Source organism: Nonomuraea rosea (genome assembly GCF_039539705.1).
Lineage (GTDB): Bacteria > Actinomycetota > Actinomycetes > Streptosporangiales > Streptosporangiaceae > Nonomuraea > Nonomuraea rosea.
Window position 1 is genome coordinate 97522 of the sequence record NZ_BAABDQ010000039.1, and the last position, 20023, is coordinate 117544.

Annotated in this window: 20 protein-coding genes; 13 read left to right on the top strand and 7 right to left on the bottom strand. The window is 67.9% G+C overall.

What is annotated here, in order from left to right:
• Positions 1 to 7: 7 nt before the first annotated feature.
• The gene (locus ABEA43_RS52535) at positions 8 to 607 is read right to left on the bottom strand and encodes a class I SAM-dependent methyltransferase (protein ID WP_345574099.1); all 600 of its coding nucleotides are present in this window, start codon (positions 605 to 607) and stop codon (positions 8 to 10) included.
• Positions 608 to 610: 3 nt separating this feature from the next.
• Positions 611 to 817: a 2TM domain-containing protein gene (locus tag ABEA43_RS52540; protein ID WP_345574101.1), complete on the bottom strand. Its 207-nt coding sequence runs from the start codon at positions 815 to 817 to the stop codon at positions 611 to 613.
• Between the two features lie 160 nt (positions 818 to 977).
• Here ABEA43_RS52540 and ABEA43_RS52545 point away from each other — a divergent pair, with 160 nt between their 5' ends.
• From ABEA43_RS52545 to ABEA43_RS52585, 9 genes are all read left to right on the top strand, one after another.
• Complete coding sequence (locus ABEA43_RS52545) at positions 978 to 1784, top strand: alpha/beta fold hydrolase (protein WP_345574103.1); 807 nt, start codon at positions 978 to 980, stop codon at positions 1782 to 1784.
• 9 nt (positions 1785 to 1793) lie between these two features.
• A complete protein-coding gene (locus tag ABEA43_RS52550) occupies positions 1794 to 3083 on the top strand; it encodes an MFS transporter (RefSeq protein ID WP_345574104.1) in 1290 nt (429 codons plus the stop codon).
• 75 nt (positions 3084 to 3158) lie between these two features.
• Positions 3159 to 4781, top strand: a complete 1623-nt coding sequence (locus ABEA43_RS52555) for an FAD-dependent oxidoreductase (protein ID WP_345574106.1) — start codon at positions 3159 to 3161, stop codon at positions 4779 to 4781.
• A 206-nt stretch (positions 4782 to 4987) separates the two neighbouring features.
• Entirely contained in the window at positions 4988 to 5233 is a 246-nt protein-coding gene (locus ABEA43_RS52560) for a helix-turn-helix domain-containing protein (protein ID WP_345574108.1), read from the top strand.
• Between the two features lie 176 nt (positions 5234 to 5409).
• Positions 5410 to 5817 (top strand): hypothetical protein, encoded by a 408-nt coding sequence (locus tag ABEA43_RS52565; RefSeq protein WP_345574110.1) that lies wholly within the window; start codon positions 5410 to 5412, stop codon positions 5815 to 5817.
• Positions 5733 to 8942, top strand: coding sequence for an RHS repeat domain-containing protein (locus ABEA43_RS52570; protein WP_345574113.1), 3210 nt, complete (start codon positions 5733 to 5735; stop codon positions 8940 to 8942). Before ABEA43_RS52565 ends, ABEA43_RS52570 begins: the two co-directional genes overlap by 85 nt.
• Entirely contained in the window at positions 8939 to 9220 is a 282-nt protein-coding gene (locus tag ABEA43_RS52575) for a hypothetical protein (RefSeq protein WP_345574115.1), read from the top strand. The genes ABEA43_RS52570 and ABEA43_RS52575 overlap by 4 nt, the downstream gene beginning before the upstream one ends.
• Positions 9221 to 9315: 95 nt before the next feature.
• Complete coding sequence (locus tag ABEA43_RS52580) at positions 9316 to 9462, top strand: hypothetical protein (protein ID WP_345574117.1); 147 nt, start codon at positions 9316 to 9318, stop codon at positions 9460 to 9462.
• A gap of 684 nt (positions 9463 to 10146) precedes the next feature.
• Positions 10147 to 11193 (top strand): hypothetical protein, encoded by a 1047-nt coding sequence (locus tag ABEA43_RS52585; protein ID WP_345574119.1) that lies wholly within the window; start codon positions 10147 to 10149, stop codon positions 11191 to 11193.
• Between the two features lie 872 nt (positions 11194 to 12065).
• Here the strand turns inward: ABEA43_RS52585 and ABEA43_RS52590 are convergent.
• The 5 genes from ABEA43_RS52590 to ABEA43_RS52610 all read right to left on the bottom strand — a co-directional run bounded on the left by ABEA43_RS52590 (position 12066) and on the right by ABEA43_RS52610 (position 14600).
• On the bottom strand, positions 12066 to 12884 hold the full coding sequence (locus tag ABEA43_RS52590) for an MBL fold metallo-hydrolase (RefSeq protein WP_345574120.1): 819 nt from the start codon (positions 12882 to 12884) through the stop codon (positions 12066 to 12068).
• Positions 12885 to 12906: 22 nt separating this feature from the next.
• On the bottom strand, positions 12907 to 13191 hold the full coding sequence (locus ABEA43_RS52595; protein ID WP_345574122.1) for a hypothetical protein: 285 nt from the start codon (positions 13189 to 13191) through the stop codon (positions 12907 to 12909).
• 99 nt (positions 13192 to 13290) lie between these two features.
• Positions 13291 to 13500, bottom strand: a complete 210-nt coding sequence (locus tag ABEA43_RS52600) for a hypothetical protein (protein WP_345574124.1) — start codon at positions 13498 to 13500, stop codon at positions 13291 to 13293.
• Between the two features lie 131 nt (positions 13501 to 13631).
• Positions 13632 to 14138, bottom strand: a complete 507-nt coding sequence (locus ABEA43_RS52605) for a monooxygenase family protein (RefSeq protein ID WP_345574126.1) — start codon at positions 14136 to 14138, stop codon at positions 13632 to 13634.
• A gap of 246 nt (positions 14139 to 14384) precedes the next feature.
• Positions 14385 to 14600: a 2TM domain-containing protein gene (locus ABEA43_RS52610; RefSeq protein WP_345574127.1), complete on the bottom strand. Its 216-nt coding sequence runs from the start codon at positions 14598 to 14600 to the stop codon at positions 14385 to 14387.
• Positions 14601 to 14721: 121 nt separating this feature from the next.
• Between ABEA43_RS52610 and ABEA43_RS52615 the strand changes: the two genes are divergently transcribed.
• The 4 genes from ABEA43_RS52615 (at position 14722) to ABEA43_RS52630 (ending at position 19617) form a co-directional block, all read left to right on the top strand.
• Positions 14722 to 15528 carry an alpha/beta fold hydrolase gene (locus ABEA43_RS52615; RefSeq protein ID WP_345574129.1) on the top strand — a complete coding sequence of 269 codons (807 nt, stop codon included), beginning with the start codon at positions 14722 to 14724 and terminating at the stop codon, positions 15526 to 15528.
• 286 nt (positions 15529 to 15814) lie between these two features.
• Complete coding sequence (locus ABEA43_RS52620) at positions 15815 to 17437, top strand: FAD-dependent oxidoreductase (protein ID WP_345574131.1); 1623 nt, start codon at positions 15815 to 15817, stop codon at positions 17435 to 17437.
• A gap of 102 nt (positions 17438 to 17539) precedes the next feature.
• Complete coding sequence (locus ABEA43_RS52625) at positions 17540 to 18343, top strand: DMT family transporter (RefSeq protein ID WP_345574133.1); 804 nt, start codon at positions 17540 to 17542, stop codon at positions 18341 to 18343.
• Positions 18344 to 18411: 68 nt separating this feature from the next.
• Positions 18412 to 19617 carry a glycosyltransferase gene (locus ABEA43_RS52630; RefSeq protein WP_345574135.1) on the top strand — a complete coding sequence of 402 codons (1206 nt, stop codon included), beginning with the start codon at positions 18412 to 18414 and terminating at the stop codon, positions 19615 to 19617.
• Positions 19618 to 20023 lie beyond the last annotated feature (406 nt).

Below are 20023 nucleotides of genomic sequence, written 5' to 3' on the forward strand. Positions count from 1 at the left end.
CTGATCGTCACCGCAACGCGTCGTGCACGCCGGCCTCCGCCGGGCGGCGGCAGTAGTAGACCAGAGCGGGCGGGAGATTCGCCCACACCGTACGGCTGATGACCACCTCGTCGAACCGCGACCGCATGGAGCGCAGCAGCCGCCGGGCCGGCGGGGCCCATCGAGCATGCACGTAGGCGAAGGTGGTGAACACGCCGTGCGGTGACAGGGTCGCCACGACCGAGGACAGCACGTCGCGCTGCTGACGGTCGGGGAACGCCGCCCACGGAAGGCCGCTGACCACGACGTCGGCCTGGCGCAGCCCACGCTGCGCCAGCACCGTGGCCAGATCGGTCGCGTCCGCGTGAACGACGTCGACCTCCGGGTGGAGGGCGGCCAGCCTCTGCGCGAACCGCGCGTTGATCTCGACGGCTATGTGCCGGCCGCGTCCGGCGAGACGCCGCTGGATGACCTCGGTGAACGCACCGGTACCCGGTCCGAGTTCCACGACGATGGGAGAGCCGGTACGGGGGACCGCCGCCGTCGCCACGCCGGCCAATGCCGGACCGCTCGGTGCCACCGCGCCGACCGTCATGGGATCGCGTACGAACTCGAGAAAGAACGACACCGCTCACCCCCGCCGCGAGGGGGAGGAGGCCGCCCTGATGTGGAACGCCAGCCCGATACCCCAGGCGAGCAGCGAATACAGCGGCCAGAAGAAGTGCTGCGGGGTGTAGAGCCACCACACCACGACCTGCACCACCTGTGCCACGACATAGCAGAGGACGTGGACCCGCAGGCCCACCTTCAGTTGACGCTCGCCTTTTTCCGATCTCATCTCGACCTGTCTCCTCGGCGCCCTACCTGCACGACGCCGCCAGGCTAGATCGGCGCACTTGACGAGGAGGGAACCGTTCGTGAACCCGGCCGTGCAGAGATCGTCAAGTCGCCGACCCTACGCTGACCAGCGATCACTCCTGCTGAAAGGTTCCGCATCCATGACCACAACCCGCCGTACCCTGCTTGCCGGATCGGCCGTCGCCACCGCGAGCGCCCTGCTCGGCGCATCCGTGGCGCAGGCACACGCCCGGCCGGAGGGCAGGTCCAAACCGACCGTCGTGCTGGTGCACGGCGCGTTCGCCGATGCCTCTGGCTGGAACGGCGTCGCCGCCCGGCTCATCCGCGACGGCTATCCGGTCCTCGCCCCGGCGAATCCGCTGCGCGGCGTGACCGCCGACGCCGCCTACCTGGCCAGCATCCTCGCCACACTCAGCGGCCCGCTGGTGCTCGTCGCGCACTCCTACGGCGGGATGGTCATCACGAACGCCGCGACCGGCAACGCCAACGTGAAGGCGCTGGTATACGTCGCCGCCTTCACTCCCGACAAGGGTGACACGTTGCTGAGCCTGCAGACGAAGTACCCCGGGAGCAAGCTGGGGGAGACGGCGCTGGACTTCCGCCCCTATGGTTCGGGCCTCGTCGACGGGTACGTCAAGCGCGAAGTCTTCCGCGAGGTGTTCGCCGGCGACCTGCCGAGAGCGACCACCGACGTGATGTGGGCCGGCCAGCGACCGAGCGACGTGCGCGCGCTGCAGGAGCCGTCCGGGGCCCCGGCATGGAAGGAGATTCCCTCCTGGTCCCTCGTGGCTCGCGACGACAACGTGCTCCCGGCTGCGGCGCAGCGGTTCATGGCGAAGCGGGCCGGCGCACGTACCACCGAGGTCAACGCCTCGCACGTCGCGATGATCTCACAGCCTGTCGTGACGGCTGACCTCATCAAGCGCGCCGCGCACTCCTCCCTCTAGGCGGAAACCTTGCATCAGCGCGCCTACGAAGGCCAATGCACTGCCGAAGAGAACCGGCACGCCTCCGCCAAGACGCCCATCCGCCATCCGAAGCTGACGCTGTTCGCGCTGGCGCTGGGCACCTTCGCGATCGGCACCGGGGAGTTCGGCAGCAACGGCATCATCCAGCTGTTCTCCTCCGATCTGGACGTGTCGATCCCGGTCGGGGCGTACGCGATCACCGCGTACGCCTTCGGGGTGGTGATCGGCTCGCCGGTGATCACTCTGTTCGCCGCCCGGATCAACCGGCGCACCCTGCTGCTTGGCCTGATCGTCCTGTTCCTGATCGGCAACGGGCTCTCCGCGCTGGCGCCGGACATCGCGTTGCTCGTCGCCTTCCGGTTCGTCGCCGGCAGCGTGCAGGGAGCGTTCTTCGGCGCCGGAGCCGTTGTCGCCGCGTACGTGTACGGCCCCGGCAAGGGCGGCAAGGCATTCGCCACCGTCATGGGAGGACTCACCGTCGCCACGGTCGTCGGGGCGCCGCTCGGCACCTTCATCGGTCAGAATGCCGGCTGGCGCGCCATGTACTGGGTCGTGGTCGCCATCGGCCTGCTCGCCGGGGCCGCCCTGATGGCCTGGCTGCCCCGTACCGATGCGTTGCGAGGCGGCTCCCTCGCCGGCGAATCGGGGGCCCTGCGCCGGATCAACGTCTGGCTGATGGTCGGCGTCGCGGCGCTCGGCATCTCCAGCATCTTCGCCGTCTACACCTTCATCGGCCCGTTCATCACCGACGCGGCATCGCAGGACGCTTCGCTCATCCCGATCGCGCTCGCCGTCTTCGGCCTCGGCATGGCGGCCGGCAACCACCTCGGCGGACGCGTCGCCGACCGGTACGAGCACCGCGGCCTGACCTGGGGCTACAGCGCCGTCCTGGCGCTGCTGGCGCTGATCGGCGTGGCCGGCGGCGACCTGCTCATCCTGCTGCCCTGCCTGTTCGGCGTCGGCGCGACCATGATGTTCGCGATCCCCACCATCCAGGTGCGGCTGACCGCCTTCGCACCCGACGCCCCGGCCCTGATGGGAGCGCTCAATCTGGCCGCGCTCAACCTGGCCAACTCGCTGGGCGCGATCGGCGGCGCGATCACCCTCAATGCCGGCTGGGGCCCCTTGTCCACCGTCTGGGCCGGGTTTGCCCTCACCACCGCCGGTCTGCTCCTGTACCTCGTGACCGTCGCCCGGGTGAAGCCCGTTCTCCGTTCCCGGCTGAGCAACGCGGCCGGAGCGGAACTCCAGCCGGAGATGCGTTCCGACCCGGTGTGACGGCATGGCATGAGATCCCCGTCATCGAGATCCCCGTCGCCTGGCGAGGAAAGAGCGACCACACGGAGGAATCCCATGAACGACGGCGCGGCGCAGCGCGGGCCAGTCCTGGACGACGAGCAGTCTCGCCGGCTCGCCGAGTACGGCGAAGGGGAGCACGTCGAGGTCGGCCGGAATCTGTACACGCCCGGCGACGACTCCTACGACTTCTTCCTGCTCCTGACCGCTACGGTGGACATCATCCGGGACGCGACGGCGATCGATCCGGAACGTCTGGTCTACCAGGGTGGTCCCGGTGACTTCCTCGGTGAGCTCAGCCTGCTGACCGGTCAGCACGTCTACCTGACCGCGCGCGTGGTGACCGCCGGGACGATCGTCCGGATCGGTGCGGCAGCATTGCGCAGGGTCCTCGCCGAGCAGCCCGACATCGCCGACCTCCTGCTCGAGGCGTTCGGGGAGCGGCGGGAGTTCATCCGCTCGGTGGCCGGCAACGCCCTGGAGATCGTCGGCCGCTCGGACACCGCGGAGACACTCGATCTGCGTACCTACGTGACGCAACTGCTCCTGCCGCATTCCTGGCTCGACGCGGCCTCGCCCTCTGGGCTCTCGCTGATGACCTCGGCCGGGCTCACAGAGGACGAACTCCCGGCGGCGATCGTCGACGGTACGGTGCTGCGCCGTGCGACGCCCGGCACGATCGCGAAGGCGCTCGGCCTCACCTACCGGCTCGGCGGAAGTCCCGTAGATCTCGTCGTGGTAGGCGCCGGCCCGGCGGGTCTGGCCGCCGCCGTGTACGGGGCGTCCGAGGGCCTCGTCACCGTGTTGCTGGACCGCGACGGTCTCGGCGGTCAGGCAGCCAAGAGCGCCCGGATCGAGAACTACCTGGGCTTCCCGCACGGAGTCAGCGGCGCGCACCTCACCCGGCTGGCGATGATCCAGGCGCTCAAATTCGGCGTACGGATCTACGCGCCCTGTGCGGTGGCGGGCCTCGATCTCTGCGACGATCGACGGCCGCTCGTTCTGCTGGAGAACGGCTCGCGTATCGAGTGCCGCGCGGTGATCGCCGCTTCCGGGGCGCACTACCGGCGCCTGGACATCCCACAATGGGTGACATTCGAGAAGTCGGGCTGCATCCGGTACGCGGCGACCGAGTTGGACGTCCGCGGGTACGAGGATCAGCCTGTGACGGTCGTCGGGGGCGCCAACTCGGCTGGGCAGGCGGCCCTGTCCCTTGCCGCCCGCGGCGCGACGGTGGATCTGATCGTCCGTGGCGCCGATCTCGGAGCCCGGATGTCGTCCTACCTGACCGACCGGATCTGGGCTCATCCCCGGATCCAGCTTCACACCGGCAGTATGGTTCGCGAACTGGCCGGCGACGGTATTCTCACGTCGATCGTTGTCGAACGGCGGGGGGGACGCCAAGACCGGCTGGCTTGCCGCGCGCTGTTCTGCTTCATCGGCGCTGACCCGGTGTCGGGCTGGCTGGCCGCCGTGGCCAAGGACGACGACGGCTTCGTCCTCACGGACAGTCGGCTGTCCGCCGAATCCTTCGGTACGCTCCTGCCATTTCAGACGAGTGTGCCCCGTGTCTTCGCGGTCGGCGACCTTCGCTCAGGCTCGACAAAACGAGTGGCCAGCGCTGTCGGCGATGGCGCGGGCGCGGTCTCATCCGTGCACGCGGCGCTCGCCGGCGACTGAGGCCTCTGTCAGCGCCGGCATCGATGACGATGAGGGAAACCGGCTGCTGCGCATCGTCCAGCGCGGCAGCGGGTTGGTGGTGACCTGGCGGCGGGCGCAGATGGTCCTGCTGTAGGCACAGGGCATGACCACCACTCAGATTACCAAAGGGGCTTCACCAGCGAAGACCGGGTCAGTGATGTGATCCACAACTTCAACGCCGATGGATGGTCTCGCTCTACCCCAAGTACAAGGGCGGTCGGAAGCCGACGTTCACGCTCCCGCAACGCGTGGAGATCAAAAAGATCGCCAAGTCCCGTCCTGCCGAGCACGGATTGCCGTTCTCCCGGTGGAGCCTTGCCAAGCTGGCCGATTTCCTGGTCGCCGAGGGGTGGTCGAGGACATCAGCCATGAGGGCTTGCGCGAGCTTCTACGTGCGGAAAAATGTCTCATTTCAAGCCATAAAGACCTAGAAGGTCTCCCGCGATCCCGACTACGCGACCAAGAAGGCCCGCATCGAGCACCTGTACGCCATCGCCGACGGCCAGGTCGTCGGCGAGCACGGCGAACCAACGGTGGTCTTCTGCATGGACGAGTTCGGGCCGCTCAACCTGCAGCCCCCCCGCCCCGGCCGTCAGTGGAGCGCAGGATGCGCGCCACCTACACCCGCACCCAAGGGGTACGGCACCCCTTCCCAGCGCTGGACCTGGGCAAGGACAAGATGTACGGGCATATCAAGAAGCGCAAGCGATGCGGCGATTTCCTGGAGTTCTGCCGCTACCTGCGCAGCCTCTACCCGCCCGAGCTGCGCATCGCGATCATCTGTGACAACTTCAGCCCGCACCTGACCACCAGGAAGGACAAGCGCGTAGGAGAGTGGGCCGAGGCGAACAACATCGAGATCGCCTACACATCCACCAACTCCTCGTGGTTGGACCGCATCAAGGCGGGGAGGGGGCGCAGTTCCCCGCATTGCGCGAGTTCACCCTCAACGGCACCGGCCTCCGCGAGCAGGGCATCACCTACGCGCGTAACGTCGACGCCGGTCAGTGGCTGATCGACTTCCCATCCGTGGTGGAGAAACGCTCCGGCGACGACTGCGCCGCCGGAACCCTGGCCGGCAAGACCATCACCCTGTACGACCAGGGCACGGACCCGGCCACGAACAAGCCCAGCGACGGCAACCCCACCGAGGTCCGCGCCCACGCCGGCGCGAGCACCGTTTCCACCAGCAAGGCCACCTTCGACGACTACGGCCGGACGCTGACCGCGACCGACCCGCTCAGCAAGACCACCACGACCACCTACACCCCGGCGGTCGGCTGGCCCACCGGCGGCATCACGGTCAAGGACCCGCTCGGCCACACCACCACCACCACCACCAGCGTCTCGCACACCCTCGGCGAGCCCACCAAGACGGTCGACGCCAACAACAAGACCACCGAGCTGGACTACGACGGAATCGGCCGGGCCATCGCGTTGTGGAAGCCGGGCCAGCCGCGCAGCGGCGGCACGCCCAGCGCCAGCGTCGCCTACGCCATCAACTGGGACGGCTGGCTGGGCCAGCCCACCGCGCCGATCAAGAGCACCGTCAAGCAGTTGCTGACCGGCACCGGCACCACGGCCAAGTGGACCACTGGCCACAGCTATGAGGACGGGCTCGGCCGTCCCCGCGAGAGCCAGGCCGCCTCCCCCAGCCCCAACGGTGGCCGGATCGTCGTCGCCACCACCTACGACGCGCGCGGCCTGACCGAGGCGGTCTCCGAACCGGCACACAACAGCGCCGAACCAGGCAGCGGCCTGCTCAACCCGGCGCTGACCAGCCTGCCGCAATGGACCAAGACCGTCTACGACGGCCTGGAACGCGTGACGGCGTCCATCGCCTACCACCAGGGCACCGAACTACGGCGCACCAGCACCGCCTACCCCGGCACCGAGCGCACCGAGGTCACCCCGCCGGTCGGCGGCAAGACGGCCACCGTCACCGACGCCTTCGACCGCGTCGTCAAGGTCGAAGAGTGGTCGGACGCGACCAGCCACGCCGACACCACCTACGGCTACGACCTCAACGACAACCTGACCAAGATGACGGACGCCAACGGCAATGTCCGCACCTACACCTACGACTGGCTGGACCGGCGCACCGCCGCTTCCGATCCGGACGCGGGCGCCTCCAGCTACGGTTACGACGCCGCCGGCCGGCAGATCTGGGCCATCGACGGCAAGAACCAGAAGGTCTCCACCGTCTACGACGATCTGGGCCGCCGCACCGGCCAGTGGGCCGGCGAGCCGGCCACCGGCACCCAGCTGGCCGCCTGGACCTACGACACCGTCGCCAAGGGCCAGCCCGGCGCCGCCACCCGCTACACCGGCGGCCAGCCCTACACCCAGGCGGTGACCGCCTACGACAGCGACTACCGGCCCACCGCCACCACCATCACCATCCCCGCCAGCGAAGGTGGTCTCGGCCGCGACTACACCTTCACCTCCGCCTACGACGCGGCCGGCAACCTGCGCGAGCAAGGTATGCCCGCTGCCGGTGGCCTGCCGGCCGAGAAACTCACCCACAGCTACACCGATCTCGGCCTCACCAAGGCCACCACGTCCGACCTGGGCGGCTTCACCTACGTCAAGGACAGCACCTTCACCGCCACCGGCAAGCTCGAAAGTCGCCTGCTGGGCGGCAACGGCCAGATCAAACGCGTCCTGGCACGCGATGCCACCACCGACTGGCTCTCCCGCGTCACCACCCAGACCAAGGCGAATACGTCCACTCCGGACACCGTCCAGGACGACCGCTACAGCTACAACCTGGGCGGCAACATCACCCGCGTGCTGGACGCCGCCTCGGCCATCGCCGGCCAGAGCGACGGCCAATCCGAATGCTTCACCTACGACGGCCTGCTCCGGCTGAAGACCGCCTACACCACCACCGCGAGCTCGTGTACCGGCACCGGCGACGCCTTGGGCCTGGACCCCTACAGCCAGGCCTACGCCTACGACAAGGTCGGCAACCTCACCAGCCTGACTCACAACGGCCAGAGCGCCAACTACGCCTACCCCACCCCCGGTGCCACCGCCGTACGTCCCAACGCCGTCACCAGCATCGCCCGCCCGGGCGGGACCGACAGCTACGCCTATGACGACAAGGGCCAGCTCACCGCCCGTACCGTCGGCGGCAAGCAAGGCACGTTCACCTGGGACCAGCTCGGCCAGCTCACCCAGGCCACCATCAACGGCCAGCAGACCGGCATGGTGTACGACGCCGAAGGCGAGCGCCTGATCCGGCGCGACCCCGACGGCAGCACCACCCTCTACCTCGGCGCCATGGAACTACGCCTGGCCGGCGGCGCGGTGGCCGGCAAGCGCTACTACAGCAGCGCCGACGGCGACCTGGCCGCCATGCGCGACGCCAGTGGTGTCACCTGGCTGCTCGCCGGCAAACACGGCAGCACCCAACTGGCCGTCAACGACACCACCGGCGCCGTCAGCCGCGAACGCTACCTGCCCTTCGGTCAACGCCGCGGCGCCGACGACCTGCCCTTCACCGACCGCGGCTTCCTCGGCAAGACCGAAGACGCCTCCACCGATCTCACCTACCTGGGCGCCCGCTTCTACGACCCCACCATCGCCAGGTTCATCTCCACCGATCCCGAACTCGACCTGCGCACCCCCGAATGGGCCAACGCCTACTCCTACGCCGCCAACAACCCCATCGACCTGGCCGACCCCGACGGCCGCCGCGTCGACACGGGAAGCCGGAAATCCGACGCGACCTTCGCCAAGACCCACAACGCCAACGGGGCGAAGAAAACCGCCTACGAGAAAAAGGTCCACAAAAAACGGCAGCAGCAGTACGAACGCGACCGTAAGCGGGAGAGCGAGCGACGACGTCAGGCAGCGCAACGCAGGGAAGCCCGCGACCGTTTGCTGAAAAAGGATCACAACCTCCACAAAGCAGCAGAGGACGCCTATAACAGAACGCACTGTGGTGCTAAGCGCTGCGCAGATGGAAGGGCCGAACCGGACGGTCTGATCGGCGAAGGCGAAGGAACCCTTGAGGTGGCCCTTCTGATCGCGCTCACCCGGGGCCGCGGCACGGGGCAGTGGCCGCCAAGCCGCAAACAGCCACCGGCCCCGCGCATAGCGCCCCGAACGGCAATCGACTCAGAGAGCATTTGAGCCAGCTCGAGAAGTACGGCAAGGCTGGACATAAGCAGCTCAAAAACGGCAGAATTCGATATTACGGCGAAGTCAAACCTGCGAAGAAGGCTGGCGAGATGGTCGGCCGCCGCACTGTCCGCGAATGGGATCCCTCAACGGGAGCCAAGCGGACCTGGCATGAGACCATAGACGGCGCTGGAACAGTTCGCCAAGTTCGGCCTCAGGAAGATATCACGGGAGACAAGAAGGTTCACTTCACATTCGATAAGGATGGAAAGTATACCGGGCAATGGTAGATGAGCCTAGTCGAGACGAAATCCGTACTGTAATCACAGGGCTTATAGAAGGGCGGAGATCCCGAGAGGAAGTCGCCTCCTGGGCGGAGCGCACCATGTTAGAACTGGAGGATTCACGGATCAGCGATATGGTCGTATGGGAATCCCTGCAAACTTTGAGCGGGGCGGACCTCAAGGATTCGCCAACTACTTATCTTCACAATGAAGATGATTTACATTCTTGGCTTTCCGAGCTAGCCTGAAACACGCTGTCCAGCCAGCCGCTCTTTCTGGCGCTGAAGAGCATCCACCGATCAACCAGCCAAGATCACCGAACTGGAGCGGATGCTAAGCGCCCCCGCCCTCCTGCCCCTGCTCTCCGGCGCTCTCCGTAGGCCCTCCGCTCCCGAATTTGTCCCCAGCCGCCAGGTAGCGGAGTGGGCGGTCACGATTGCGGTTCGTGATCGTTTCGGAGCGGTGAATGCGGCTGGTTGGATGGGGTTTCTGCTTGATCGTGTTCGTGTCGGAGACGGTCGGGTGGAGGGCGGGTTCGGGTGCGTCGGGAGTGGGAGCCGGAAGAGCTGATCGCGGCGTGGACGCTGCTGGACGGCGACTGGGGGCTGGTAGGGAACAAGACGGGGGCGACCCGTCTGGGGTTCGATATCTCGAGCGCTTGAGTCTCTGTCTTTGACGTGCACGACGTGAGCTGAACCTTCCCCGATCACCGTGGTGGATGCGGTTATCTCGTGCTGTCCATCACGGAGTGCCCTCTGTTCTCCGCCTTGCGGGCCGCCTCCGACTCCGGGCTGCGCCAGGTGACGTGCACGCTCTCGTGCCAAGTCTAGGTGCCCGGCTTGCCGGTCACCGCCTCCCACAGCGCGTCCGCCGTCAGCTTCTCCTCGTCGACGCCCTCGGTGTTGTCAGAGTCAGTTGGCAAGATCGCCGCTATGAACAACACCCCCATCACTCCGCCGCGGCCTTTCGACGTCACCGCGGTCTTCCCTCAACTGGCTCCGCTGGCACGCACGGCGACCCGGTTGCACCCCCGCACCGGGTCTCCGTCACCGCAGGACAGTTCCATCGGCGGACCGCTGCTATGGCCCGCCGACGAGCCGTGGCCGCACTGCGACGGACCTCATGTAGTGGACGGAATGAACCTGGCTCTGTCCCCAGCGGACGTCAGGCTGGAACGACGGATCCGTGCCGTCTCGCGCGGCAGGAGCCTGACCCCGCAGGAACAAGAGACCCTTGAGCGAATCCGCCCCCCTCGGGAGTATCCGCTGAAGTTGGCGGTCGCCCCGTATGAGGGTTCCATAGCGATGCTGCCGGTCGCACAGTTGTACATACGGGACGTGCCCGATCTGCACACGCCTGAAGGAGCAGACCTGCTCCAGGTCCTGTGGTGCCCCTTCGACCACCCGATCATGCCCAAGACTGCGCTGTTCTGGCGGTCGGCAGCCACGGTCACCGACATCCTCACCACGCCCCCCGAACCGCCCGCAATGCAGTTCGACGGTTACCTGCCCGAGCCGTGCCTGCTCAACCCAGAGCAGGTCACTGACTACCCCGACCACCTGGAGTTGAGCAAGGAACTCCAGAAGCAGCTCGGGAACTGGAGCGTGTGGCAGGCAGCCGACACGGCTGTGGACAGCGCCTACGCGTCGTATCCGCAGGAGTTCTACGACAGTGAGTTGGCCGGCGCACCCGGCTGGAAAGTCGGCGGCTGGCCTCGCTGGGGCGCCACCGACCCCGCCCCCCGGCTCTGCCCTGCATGCAACAGCGACATGGATGCCCTACTGACGATCGCCACGTTCGAGGGTGACGACGGCAGCAGCTGGCTCCCGCACGAGGAACCGGCGGATGGACCACCCACCGGCTTCGACCACTTCGAATCCAGGCAGCCCACTGCGGTTCAGATCGGCAGCGGCTACGACCAGCAGCTCTACGTCTGCCCGGCGGCACCGGAGCACCCCCACTCCGAGCTGATGCATTAGCCGGCCACACAACACCGGGCCCGCCCCTCCCGAACCCTCCGCGTCCGAGAAGAGCCCCGGGCCTATCGGTGCGTGGTGGGGCGGGCGGTTTGGACGTCGCGGACTGCTCCGCGAACCACCGCCCGCACGGCGCGCTCATCGAGGGCCTGCAGGGCCGCCACCGACGCGGATGCCCTGGCCGTTGCAACTAACTACCGGACAGCCAAGAGGTGATGCCCGGGCCCCCGGCCCGGCCTGTCGGCAAATGAAGGTTTCCCGACAGGCCGCCGAAGTGGTGCTCGGCGGCCCGGAAAATCGGACATCAGCGGATCAACCACTGCTCTGCGCCGCGGAGTGGGAGGATGAATTGACAACAGGTATTCCCGGCGGCTAAAGAGGGCTATCCCCTTCAGAGGAGCCTTCGGTGCGCATTGTCTACTCCCGTTCGTCCACTGCCACCCAGTCGCTACTCCGGCAGCGGCACATCCTCACCGAAGCGGGGCTACTGGTCCGAATGGGGGTGTCGCAGAGGGGTTCCATCCGGCCGAAGGCGTGTTTCTGTTCGAGGACCCGGCCACCACATCGAAGATCTCGGCGCTGGAGCGTCCCGCCATTCGCCAAGGTCGCCGCGGCCTCGCACCCCGGCGACGTCCTGACGGTGTCAGAACTGTTCCGGCTGGCTGGGCCGCGACCTGGTCGACATCCACGCCGTACGCGACTGGTGCCAGGCTCGCGGCGTCGTCCTGCGCGTCCTGTCCGGCCCGCTGTCTAACTTCCACGACCTGGCCGCCGACGACGCGACCACCGCGCTACATGGTCAGCGACTCTTGCCAGTCTAGGAGGCCTCGTAGGACCACGACTTCTGGCTCTTCGCCGGCAATCGGGCGTGTTGGTCAGGGGCGGATGCCGAAGGGGCCGAGCAGGCCGGTGTCGATTCGCAGGGACTCCAGCAGGCTGAAGGCGTTGTCCTTGGTGAAGACGTCGGCGGCGGCCAGCGTGCCGAGGTAGGTGGCGATGACCGGGGCGGCGGCTTGCTGGGCAACCGCGTTCAGGTAGCCGGCGAAGATCGCCCACGCGTTGCCCGCTGGATCGTACTTGGCGAAGAACGGCGCCGGGTCGAGGCTGGAGATCGTGTCACGGACGCTGGTCTGCAGGTCGGCCAGGTATCGCTGTTGCAGGTGTCCGTCGGCGCGGGTGCCGAGGCGGCCGAGGTGGCCGCCGACGAGGGTGCGCCACGGATAACTCATGGCGGTGGCGTGGGCCTGCAGCCAGCCGGGGATGTTCTGGGAGACGGCGAGGTTCTTGAACGGTACCCAGCCGGGATAGAGCACGTCGACCACCATCAGGGTCTCTTGCTTGGGGGCATAGACGAAGATGTTGTCGGGTGAGTGGTTGGGGCCGTGGCAGGCCAGTTCGAGACGCTCGCCGCCGACTCGCAGGCCGGTCAGCTCCGCCGCGCCCGCCTTGTCCAAAGGACGAGCCTGGCCCGCGTCATCCAGCACGCACGACCACGCATCGGCGGGTAACGCGGTGATCGCGGTGCGGGCACGCTCATCGAGGTCGAAACCGACCGAGTAGTGAGCCCGGCGACTGCGCGTGTTCAACGTGGTGATGAACTGCAGGAGCTCGATCGTGGCGCCTGCCTCGTCGCAGGTGATGAGGATCCGCCTGCGGTGCTGGGGCGGGATCTGTGCGATCGCGGCGGCCAGCACCTCCAGGTGATCGGCGATGGTGTTAGCGCCCGCATTGCCGGGGCGCAGCTTGATGGCCAGGCACTCGCCGGTGTTGTCGCACCACGCGGTCAGCGGGAATGCCCTTGAACGTCCCGGCTGCCGCTTCCTTGTCGCTGTGACAGACCTGGATGGTGGCGTCCAGCCGGATCACGACCCATTCTCCAAGGTCGCCGTAGCAGGTCCGCGAGCCCGGCACGGCCCCGTGCCGGGCGGCGACCAGATCCCACACCTGCCGCCGCGCCTTCGCACGAGCAGCGGCCATCTTGCCGTGCTGCCGGGCGGTCACCTCCTCCAACGCCCGCCACGCCGTCGAGGCCGAGGCCACCGGCCGAATAACTCGCCCTGATCCCGCAGGGTACGGATGTGCCGGATCGCCGTCCCGCCATCAGCGATCATCACCCCCAGATCGGACAACACCTGGCTCCGGGTCATGCACCACCTGCCGGCCCCGCGCCCGCAACGCCGCCGTCAATTCGCCGGCCAGGCCGGACTTGAACGCCAGCATCCGCAGCCCTGCCGTACCGACGTGAAAGACCACGCCGTGACCGCCGACCGTGACCGCCAGCCCTTGAATCCACTTCGGGATAGTCTGCACGCGAAGAGTGCTCCTCGCTCTGGAAGGTTGTTGATCTCGACAATCGGTAATCTTCCAGATCAGGGGCACTCTTTGCTGTCTAACCGATCATCCAGTTCCGGGCTCTCACCAGCCCGCGTGAATCGCCGAGGCTAGGACTTGTAGAGGTCCGTCTCGCTGAGGACCGGGCTGACGTCTTCGGAACGTCCCAGCCGGGCTGCGGAGCCGAACATGGGACCACGAGCGCGCTGGGTCCCGGCGAACCGGCCGAAGCCGAGCGGTTTGGGCACGTCATCGTAGACGGCCTCCATTCCACCCTTGATCGAGTACGTCTCGTGCCAGAATCCGGTGCCGCCGGAGTCGGTCAGGAAGTCGAGCCACCATTGTCGATGCGGTTGCGACCGGGCGAATGCGAGCAGCGAGGGCAGGTCGCGCCAGTATTGGCGCATGCCCATGTTCATCGGGAAGAACGAGTAGTAGACGGGCTCGTGCAGCAGCAGTCCGTCCGGCTTGCCGGCGACCGACTCGCTGATCTTCCGTCCGAAGCTGAAGAAGGTCCGGATGCCGTACAGGTGGTTCACCCGCATGCCGAGGTACAGGACCAGCAGGTCTGGATAGGCGGAGAGGTCGACGGTCTGCCGGTTGACTCGGGTTGGCATCTTGGGCTCCTGCGGGCTCGGATTACGCGTGGGCTGGTGTGGGAGGAAGGTCGTGAGGGCTCGGCCAGGTCGTCGCTTTCGTGCATGCAGCGCGAGCAGCATCGGCATGCACCAGTGCCCGGGCCGAGTTCCACGACGACCGGGGGCCCGGTCCGGGCACGACCGCCGTCGCCACCCTGGCCGGCGCCGGGCTGCTCGGCACGGACCGCGCCTACCGTCATGGGGTCGTGCGGAAGAAGAACACGCTCAGCGCGCGGCATTCGATTTGGGCGGCGAGTAGACGCCATAGACGTGGAAGGCCAGCCCGATGCCCCAGAAGATTATCGACCACAGAGGCCAGAAGAAGCGTTCGGGGGTGTAGACCATCCACACCACGACCTGGGCGATATTGGCCACGACATAACAAAGCAGGTGGAGCCACAGGCCTAATTTCCTGGCCGTCTCGCTCGTCTTCGATTTCATTCCCGCAGACTAGATCGGCGTACTTGATGACGAGGGAATTGCTCGTTCAGCGATCGTCAAGTACCCGGGCTCTACATTGACGCGAAATCGAGGTGTGAGCCCCACGCGTTGAAAGGTGCACATGATGACGACGACTCGCCGAGTGGTGCTGACCGGATCCGCCGCGGTCGCGACCGGTGCCTTTCTGGGAACGTCCGAGGCGCAGGCGCAGGCGCAGTCCCGGCCGGAGGCCAAGTCCAAACCCACCGTGGTCCTCGTGCACGGCGCCTTCGCCGACGCCTCCGGCTGGAACGACGTCAGCGCCAGGCTCGTCCGCGAGAACTATCCGGTGATCGCCCCGGCGAACCCGCTGCGCGGTGTGGCCTCCGACTCCGCTTACCTGGCCAGCATCCTCGCCACGCTCAGCGGCCCGATCGTCCTGGCCGCGCACTCCTACGGCGGGATCGTCGTCACGAACGCCGCGGTCGGCAACCCGAATGTGAAAGCGCTGGTCTACGTGGCCGCGTTCGCCCCCGACCAGGGTGAGTCGCTGCTGGAGCTGCAGACGAAGTTCCCGGGAAGCAGGCTCAATGAGGCGGCGCTGGACTTTCGTCCCTACGGTGACGGCCTGGTCGACGGATACATCAAGAAGGAGGTCTTCCACGACGTTTTCGCCGGGGACGTGCCGAGGGCGGCCACCGATCTGATGCAGGCCGGTCAGCGGCCCGCTGACGCACGTACGCTGGGGGAGCCGTCCGGCGCCCCGGCGTGGATGACCATTCCCTCCTATTACCTCATCGCCCGGAACGATCAGGTGCTCCCGGCCGCGGCACAGCGGTTCATGGCGCAGCGGGCCGGGGCACGGGTCCGCGAGGTCGGTGCCTCGCACGTCGCGATGATCTCGCAGCCCACCGTGACCGCCGACCTCATCAAACGCGCCACACGCTGACGTCTCAGAGGGACGGCGACGACCAGACCAGCACCGGATCAGGGCTGTACCGGTCTCGCCTGGCCGCCCTCAATCTGGCCAACTCGCTCGAAGCGATCGGCGGCGTGATCACCCTCAATGCCGGCTGGGGAACCCCGTCCACCGTCTGGGCCGGCTTCGTTCTCACCTCCGCCGGGCTGCTCCTGTACCTCGTGACCGTCGCCCGGGTAAAGCCGGCGGCCGGTACCGGTTTTCCCCCACGTTCGGCTCGACCAGCTGTTCCGGCCCGGTATGACGGAGGAAGCACGTGAACGACGGTACGGCGCAGCGCGGGCCGGTCCTGGACGATGAGCAGTTCCGCCGGCTCGCCGAGTACGGGGAGGTGGAACACGCCGCGGCCGGCCGGGATCTGTACGTGTCCGGCGACGACTCCTACGACTTCTTCCTGCTCCTGACGGCGACCGTGGACATCGTCCGGGACACGACGGCGATCGAGCCGGAGCGTCTGATCTTCCAGGGTGGTCCCGGCGACTTCCTCGGCGAGCTCAACCTGCTGACCGGTCAGCACGTCTACCTGACCGCTCGGGTGGTGTCCGCCGGGACAGTCGTGCGGATCGGAGCGGCGGAGTTGCGCCGGGCCCTCACTGAGCAGGATGACATCGCCGACCTGGTGCTGGCGGCGTTCCGGGAACGGCGCGAGGTCATCCGCTCGGCCGCCGGCGGCGTCCTGGAGATCGTTGCTCAGCCGGACACCGCGCAGACCTTGGAACTGCGCACCTACGTGACGCAGATGCTCCTGCCCCACACCTGGCGCAGTGCTACCTCACACCCAGGACGTTCGCTGATGACAGCGGCCGGGCTCACGGCAGACGACCTTCCGGCCGCCATCGCCCACGGTTCGGTGTTGCGGCGCGCGACACCAGGAACGGTCGCCAAGGCGCTCGGCCTCACCTACCGGGCCGACGGACGCCCGGTCGATCTCGTCGTGGTGGGCACCGGCCCGGCGGGGCTGGCCGCCGCCGTGTACGGGGCCTCCGAAGGTCTCGTCACCGTGCTGCTGGATCGAAGCGGGCTCGGCGGCCAGGCTGCCAAGAGCGCCCGCATCGAGAACTACCTGGGTTTCCCCGGCGGGGTCAGCGGTTCGGACCTGACCCGCCTGGCGATGGTGCAGGCACTCAAGTTCGGCGTACGGATCCACTCGCCCTGCGCGGTGACAGGTCTCGATCTCTCCGACGATCGACGGCCGACCGTCCTGCTGGAGGACGGCGTGCGCATTCCGTGCCGCGCGGTGATCGCTGCTACCGGAGCCCGCTATCGGCGTCTCGACATCTCCCAATGGGCGAAGTTCGAGAAGTCCGGCTGCATCCGATATGCGGCGACCGAGCTGGACGTCCGAGACTACGAACATCAGCCGGTGACGGTCGTCGGGGGTGCCAACTCGGCCGGGCAGGCGGCCCTGTCCCTCGCCGCCCGCGGCGCGACGGTAGATTTGATCATCCGCGGCCACGACCTCAAGGCCCGGATGTCGTCCTACCTGAGCGACCGGATCCGTGCCCATCCCCGAATCCAGGTCCACGCCGGCAGCACGATCCGCGAACTGGCCGGAGACGACACCCTCACGTCGATCGCCGTCGAGAGGCCGGGCGAGCGGCCGGAACGGCTGGCCTGTCACGCACTGTTCTGCTTCGTCGGAGCCGACCCCGTGTCGGGCTGGCTGTCCGGCGTCGCCAAGGCCGACGACGGCTTCGTCCTCACGGACCGTCGGCTGCCCACCGGATCGTCCGGCACGCCACTTCCGTTCCAGACGAGCGCCCCCCGGGTCTTCGCGGTCGGCGACCTCCGTTCGGGCTCCACGAAACGAGTGGCCACGGCCGTCGGCGATGGCGCGAGCGCAATCTCCTCCGTACACGTGGCGCTCACCGGCGACTGACGTGTCTATCGGTCGCCACAACGCCGCCTCAGACCGCAGACGCGGCTGCGACCTTGTCGATCATCAGACGATGCCGGAACCGTCCGTCTGAATGGAGTGCGCATGACTGCTGTGGCCGCGGTGATCGCCCTGGTCGGTTCGCTGTTCTTCGCGTTCGGAGCCACCCTCCAGCAGTTCGAGGCGGTCGGCGCCGCCAAGCCGGGGCTGCTCGCACTGCTGCGCAGGCCACGCTGGCTGGCTGGCGGGGCTTCCATTCTGGCGGGTGGTGGCCTGCACATCGTCGCTCTCGGTCTCGGGCCGCTGACCGTGGTGCAGCCGATGGGCGTGGCCGGCCTCCTGTTCGCGCTGCCCAGCGCCGCCGCGTTGCACGGCCGCCGGCCCAGCCGCAAGGAACTGTCGGCGGCGGGAGTCGTGGCCGCCGGGCTGGTCGGCCTGGTGCTGCTCGTCCCGGTCTCCCAAACTCCCACCCACCTCGAACCCGGCGGCGTCCTCACGCTGCTGGGCGTGGCCGGCACGGCATCGGTGCTGCTGTGGGCCGGCTCGCAGGTGGCCTCCCCGGCCGGCCGGGCGGCCCTGCTCGCGACCAGCGCCGGCGTCCTGTACGGCGCCACGGCCACTCTCCTGCGCGTGCTGGTGGACGGCGCCTGGAACTGGTGGTGTCTGCTGGCGCTGCCACTGCCCGCGCTGCTGGCCCTGATGATGCTCCAGCGGGCCTACGCCGTCGGGCATTTCGGCGTCTCGTTCGCCTCGTTGCAGATCGCTGATCCGCTGACCGCGGTGGCGTTCGGCGCGCTGCTGCTGGGCGAGCCGCTGCCGACCGGGATCCTGCCGATCGCCGCCGCGTCGCTGGCCGCGGCCGACACCGTCGCCCTGGCCAGGGCCTCACCGCTGGCGGCCCGTCACTGATCATACCGGACCGCCCGCTCGCCCTGTTGCCCACCGGCCCTCCCCGTTCCGAATTTGGAGTCACCGTCATGGCCATGCCCCTGTCCAGCCTTCCCGGCCTCGCCTCGCCCACCCCCGTGCGCCCCCGCCGGATCCTGATCTCGAGCGACACCTACCCACCCGACATCAACGGCGCCGCCTACTTCACCCACCGCCTGGCCACCGGTCTCGCCGCCCGTGACAACGAGGTGCACGTGGTCTGCCAGTCCGAGCTGGGCCCGGCCAGCGCCGACGTGGTGAACGGCGTGATCGTGCACCGGCTGCGCTCGGCTTCGCTGCTGGTCCACCCCACCATGCGCGTCACCGTGCCGACCCGGCTCGATCGGCTGGTCGCCGGCATCAAGCCCGACGTGCTGCACACCCAGGGTCACTTCGTCGTCGGCCGGGCCGCCATGGCCGCCGCCCGCCGCGCCGGGGTGCCGATCGTGGCCACCAACCACTTCATGCCCGACAACCTCTTCCAGTTCGGCCACATCCCCGACCGGCTGCGGGCCAAGGTCGGCCGGCTGGCCTGGCGCGACTTCAACCGCGTCTTCAACCGCGCCCAGCACATCACCACGCCCACCCCGCGGGCCGCCAAGCTGCTGGCCGACGAGGGTTTCGCCCGTGCGGTAGAGCCGGTGTCCTGCGGGATCGACCTGACGGGGTTCCGCCCGCACGCCGAGCCCAAGGGGTGGGCGCGCAAGCTGTTCGACCTGCCGGACCGGCCCACGATCTTGTTCGTCGGCCGGCTGGACGAGGAGAAGCGCCTGGACGAGGTGGTCCGCGCGCTGCCTCTGGTGCTGAACGAGACCGACGCGCAGGTGGCGCTCGTCGGCAAGGGCAACCAACGGGTCGAGCTTGAGCGGCTGGCCAGGCGCATCGGGGTGGCCGAGCGGGTGCACTTCCTCGGCTTCGTGCCCGACGAGCGCATGACCCAGGCCTACGCCGCCGCCGACGTCTTCGCCATGCCCGGCGTCGCCGAGTTGCAGAGCATCGCCACGCTGGAGGCCATGGCCACGGGGCTGCCCGTGGTGGCCGCCGACGCGATGGCGCTGCCGCACCTGATCGACGACAACGGCTACCTGTTCCAGCCCGGCGACGTGGTCGCGCTGGGCAGGCATCTGGCAGTCATCCTGACCGACGACGGCCTACGGGCCCGGCTCGGCAAGGCCAGCAGGGAGCTGGCGCTCACCCACGACGACCAGGCCTCGCTCCGCCGGTTCGAGGAGATCTACGACGAGGTGGCCCGATGACCCCACGCCTGGTGAGGACCAGCTCCTCGTTGTCAAGAAAGAAGATCTTCTCCATCTGAGGCTGTACAGGATCCTGCGGTGGCCGAGCACGCCCGCGTGCGTACCCCGCCTGCGCGGGGGCACCTCTCCATGCTGGGCCGAGACCATCCCCGCCCGCATCCCCGCCGAACTGGCCGCGCAATGTCGTACACGCCTGCGGCCTCAACCTCGATCAGCCGACCCTTTATAACCAATCCTCAGCTCAGTAAACTCGGTGCATGTTGTGGTCCGGCATGGATCGCAAGCGGTCAAATGTGTCATGTCATCCGGGAGTCGACAGACGTGACTGGGCTGGCTCATTCCGTTCGGCCCGACGGCGAAGGTCCGCCATCCGGCGCCGGTTCGTTACGCTTACAGATACTCGGTC

Bases quoted from the DNA above. Each gene is read 5' to 3' on its own strand.
- ABEA43_RS52540 (WP_345574101.1), bottom strand. From the start codon at position 817: ATGAGATCGGAAAAAGGCGAGCGTCAACTGAAGGTGGGCCTGCGGGTC.
- ABEA43_RS52545 (WP_345574103.1), top strand. From the start codon at position 978: ATGACCACAACCCGCCGTACCCTGCTTGCCGGATCGGCCGTCGCCACC.
- ABEA43_RS52555 (WP_345574106.1), top strand. From the start codon at position 3,159: ATGAACGACGGCGCGGCGCAGCGCGGGCCAGTCCTGGACGACGAGCAG.
- ABEA43_RS52560 (WP_345574108.1), top strand. From the start codon at position 4,988: ATGGTCTCGCTCTACCCCAAGTACAAGGGCGGTCGGAAGCCGACGTTC.
- ABEA43_RS52565 (WP_345574110.1), top strand. From the start codon at position 5,410: ATGCGCGCCACCTACACCCGCACCCAAGGGGTACGGCACCCCTTCCCA.
- ABEA43_RS52580 (WP_345574117.1), top strand. From the start codon at position 9,316: ATGTTAGAACTGGAGGATTCACGGATCAGCGATATGGTCGTATGGGAA.
- ABEA43_RS52585 (WP_345574119.1), top strand. From the start codon at position 10,147: ATGAACAACACCCCCATCACTCCGCCGCGGCCTTTCGACGTCACCGCG.
- ABEA43_RS52605 (WP_345574126.1), bottom strand. From the start codon at position 14,138: ATGCCAACCCGAGTCAACCGGCAGACCGTCGACCTCTCCGCCTATCCA.
- ABEA43_RS52610 (WP_345574127.1), bottom strand. From the start codon at position 14,600: ATGAAATCGAAGACGAGCGAGACGGCCAGGAAATTAGGCCTGTGGCTC.
- ABEA43_RS52615 (WP_345574129.1), top strand. From the start codon at position 14,722: ATGATGACGACGACTCGCCGAGTGGTGCTGACCGGATCCGCCGCGGTC.
- ABEA43_RS52625 (WP_345574133.1), top strand. From the start codon at position 17,540: ATGACTGCTGTGGCCGCGGTGATCGCCCTGGTCGGTTCGCTGTTCTTC.
- ABEA43_RS52630 (WP_345574135.1), top strand. From the start codon at position 18,412: ATGGCCATGCCCCTGTCCAGCCTTCCCGGCCTCGCCTCGCCCACCCCC.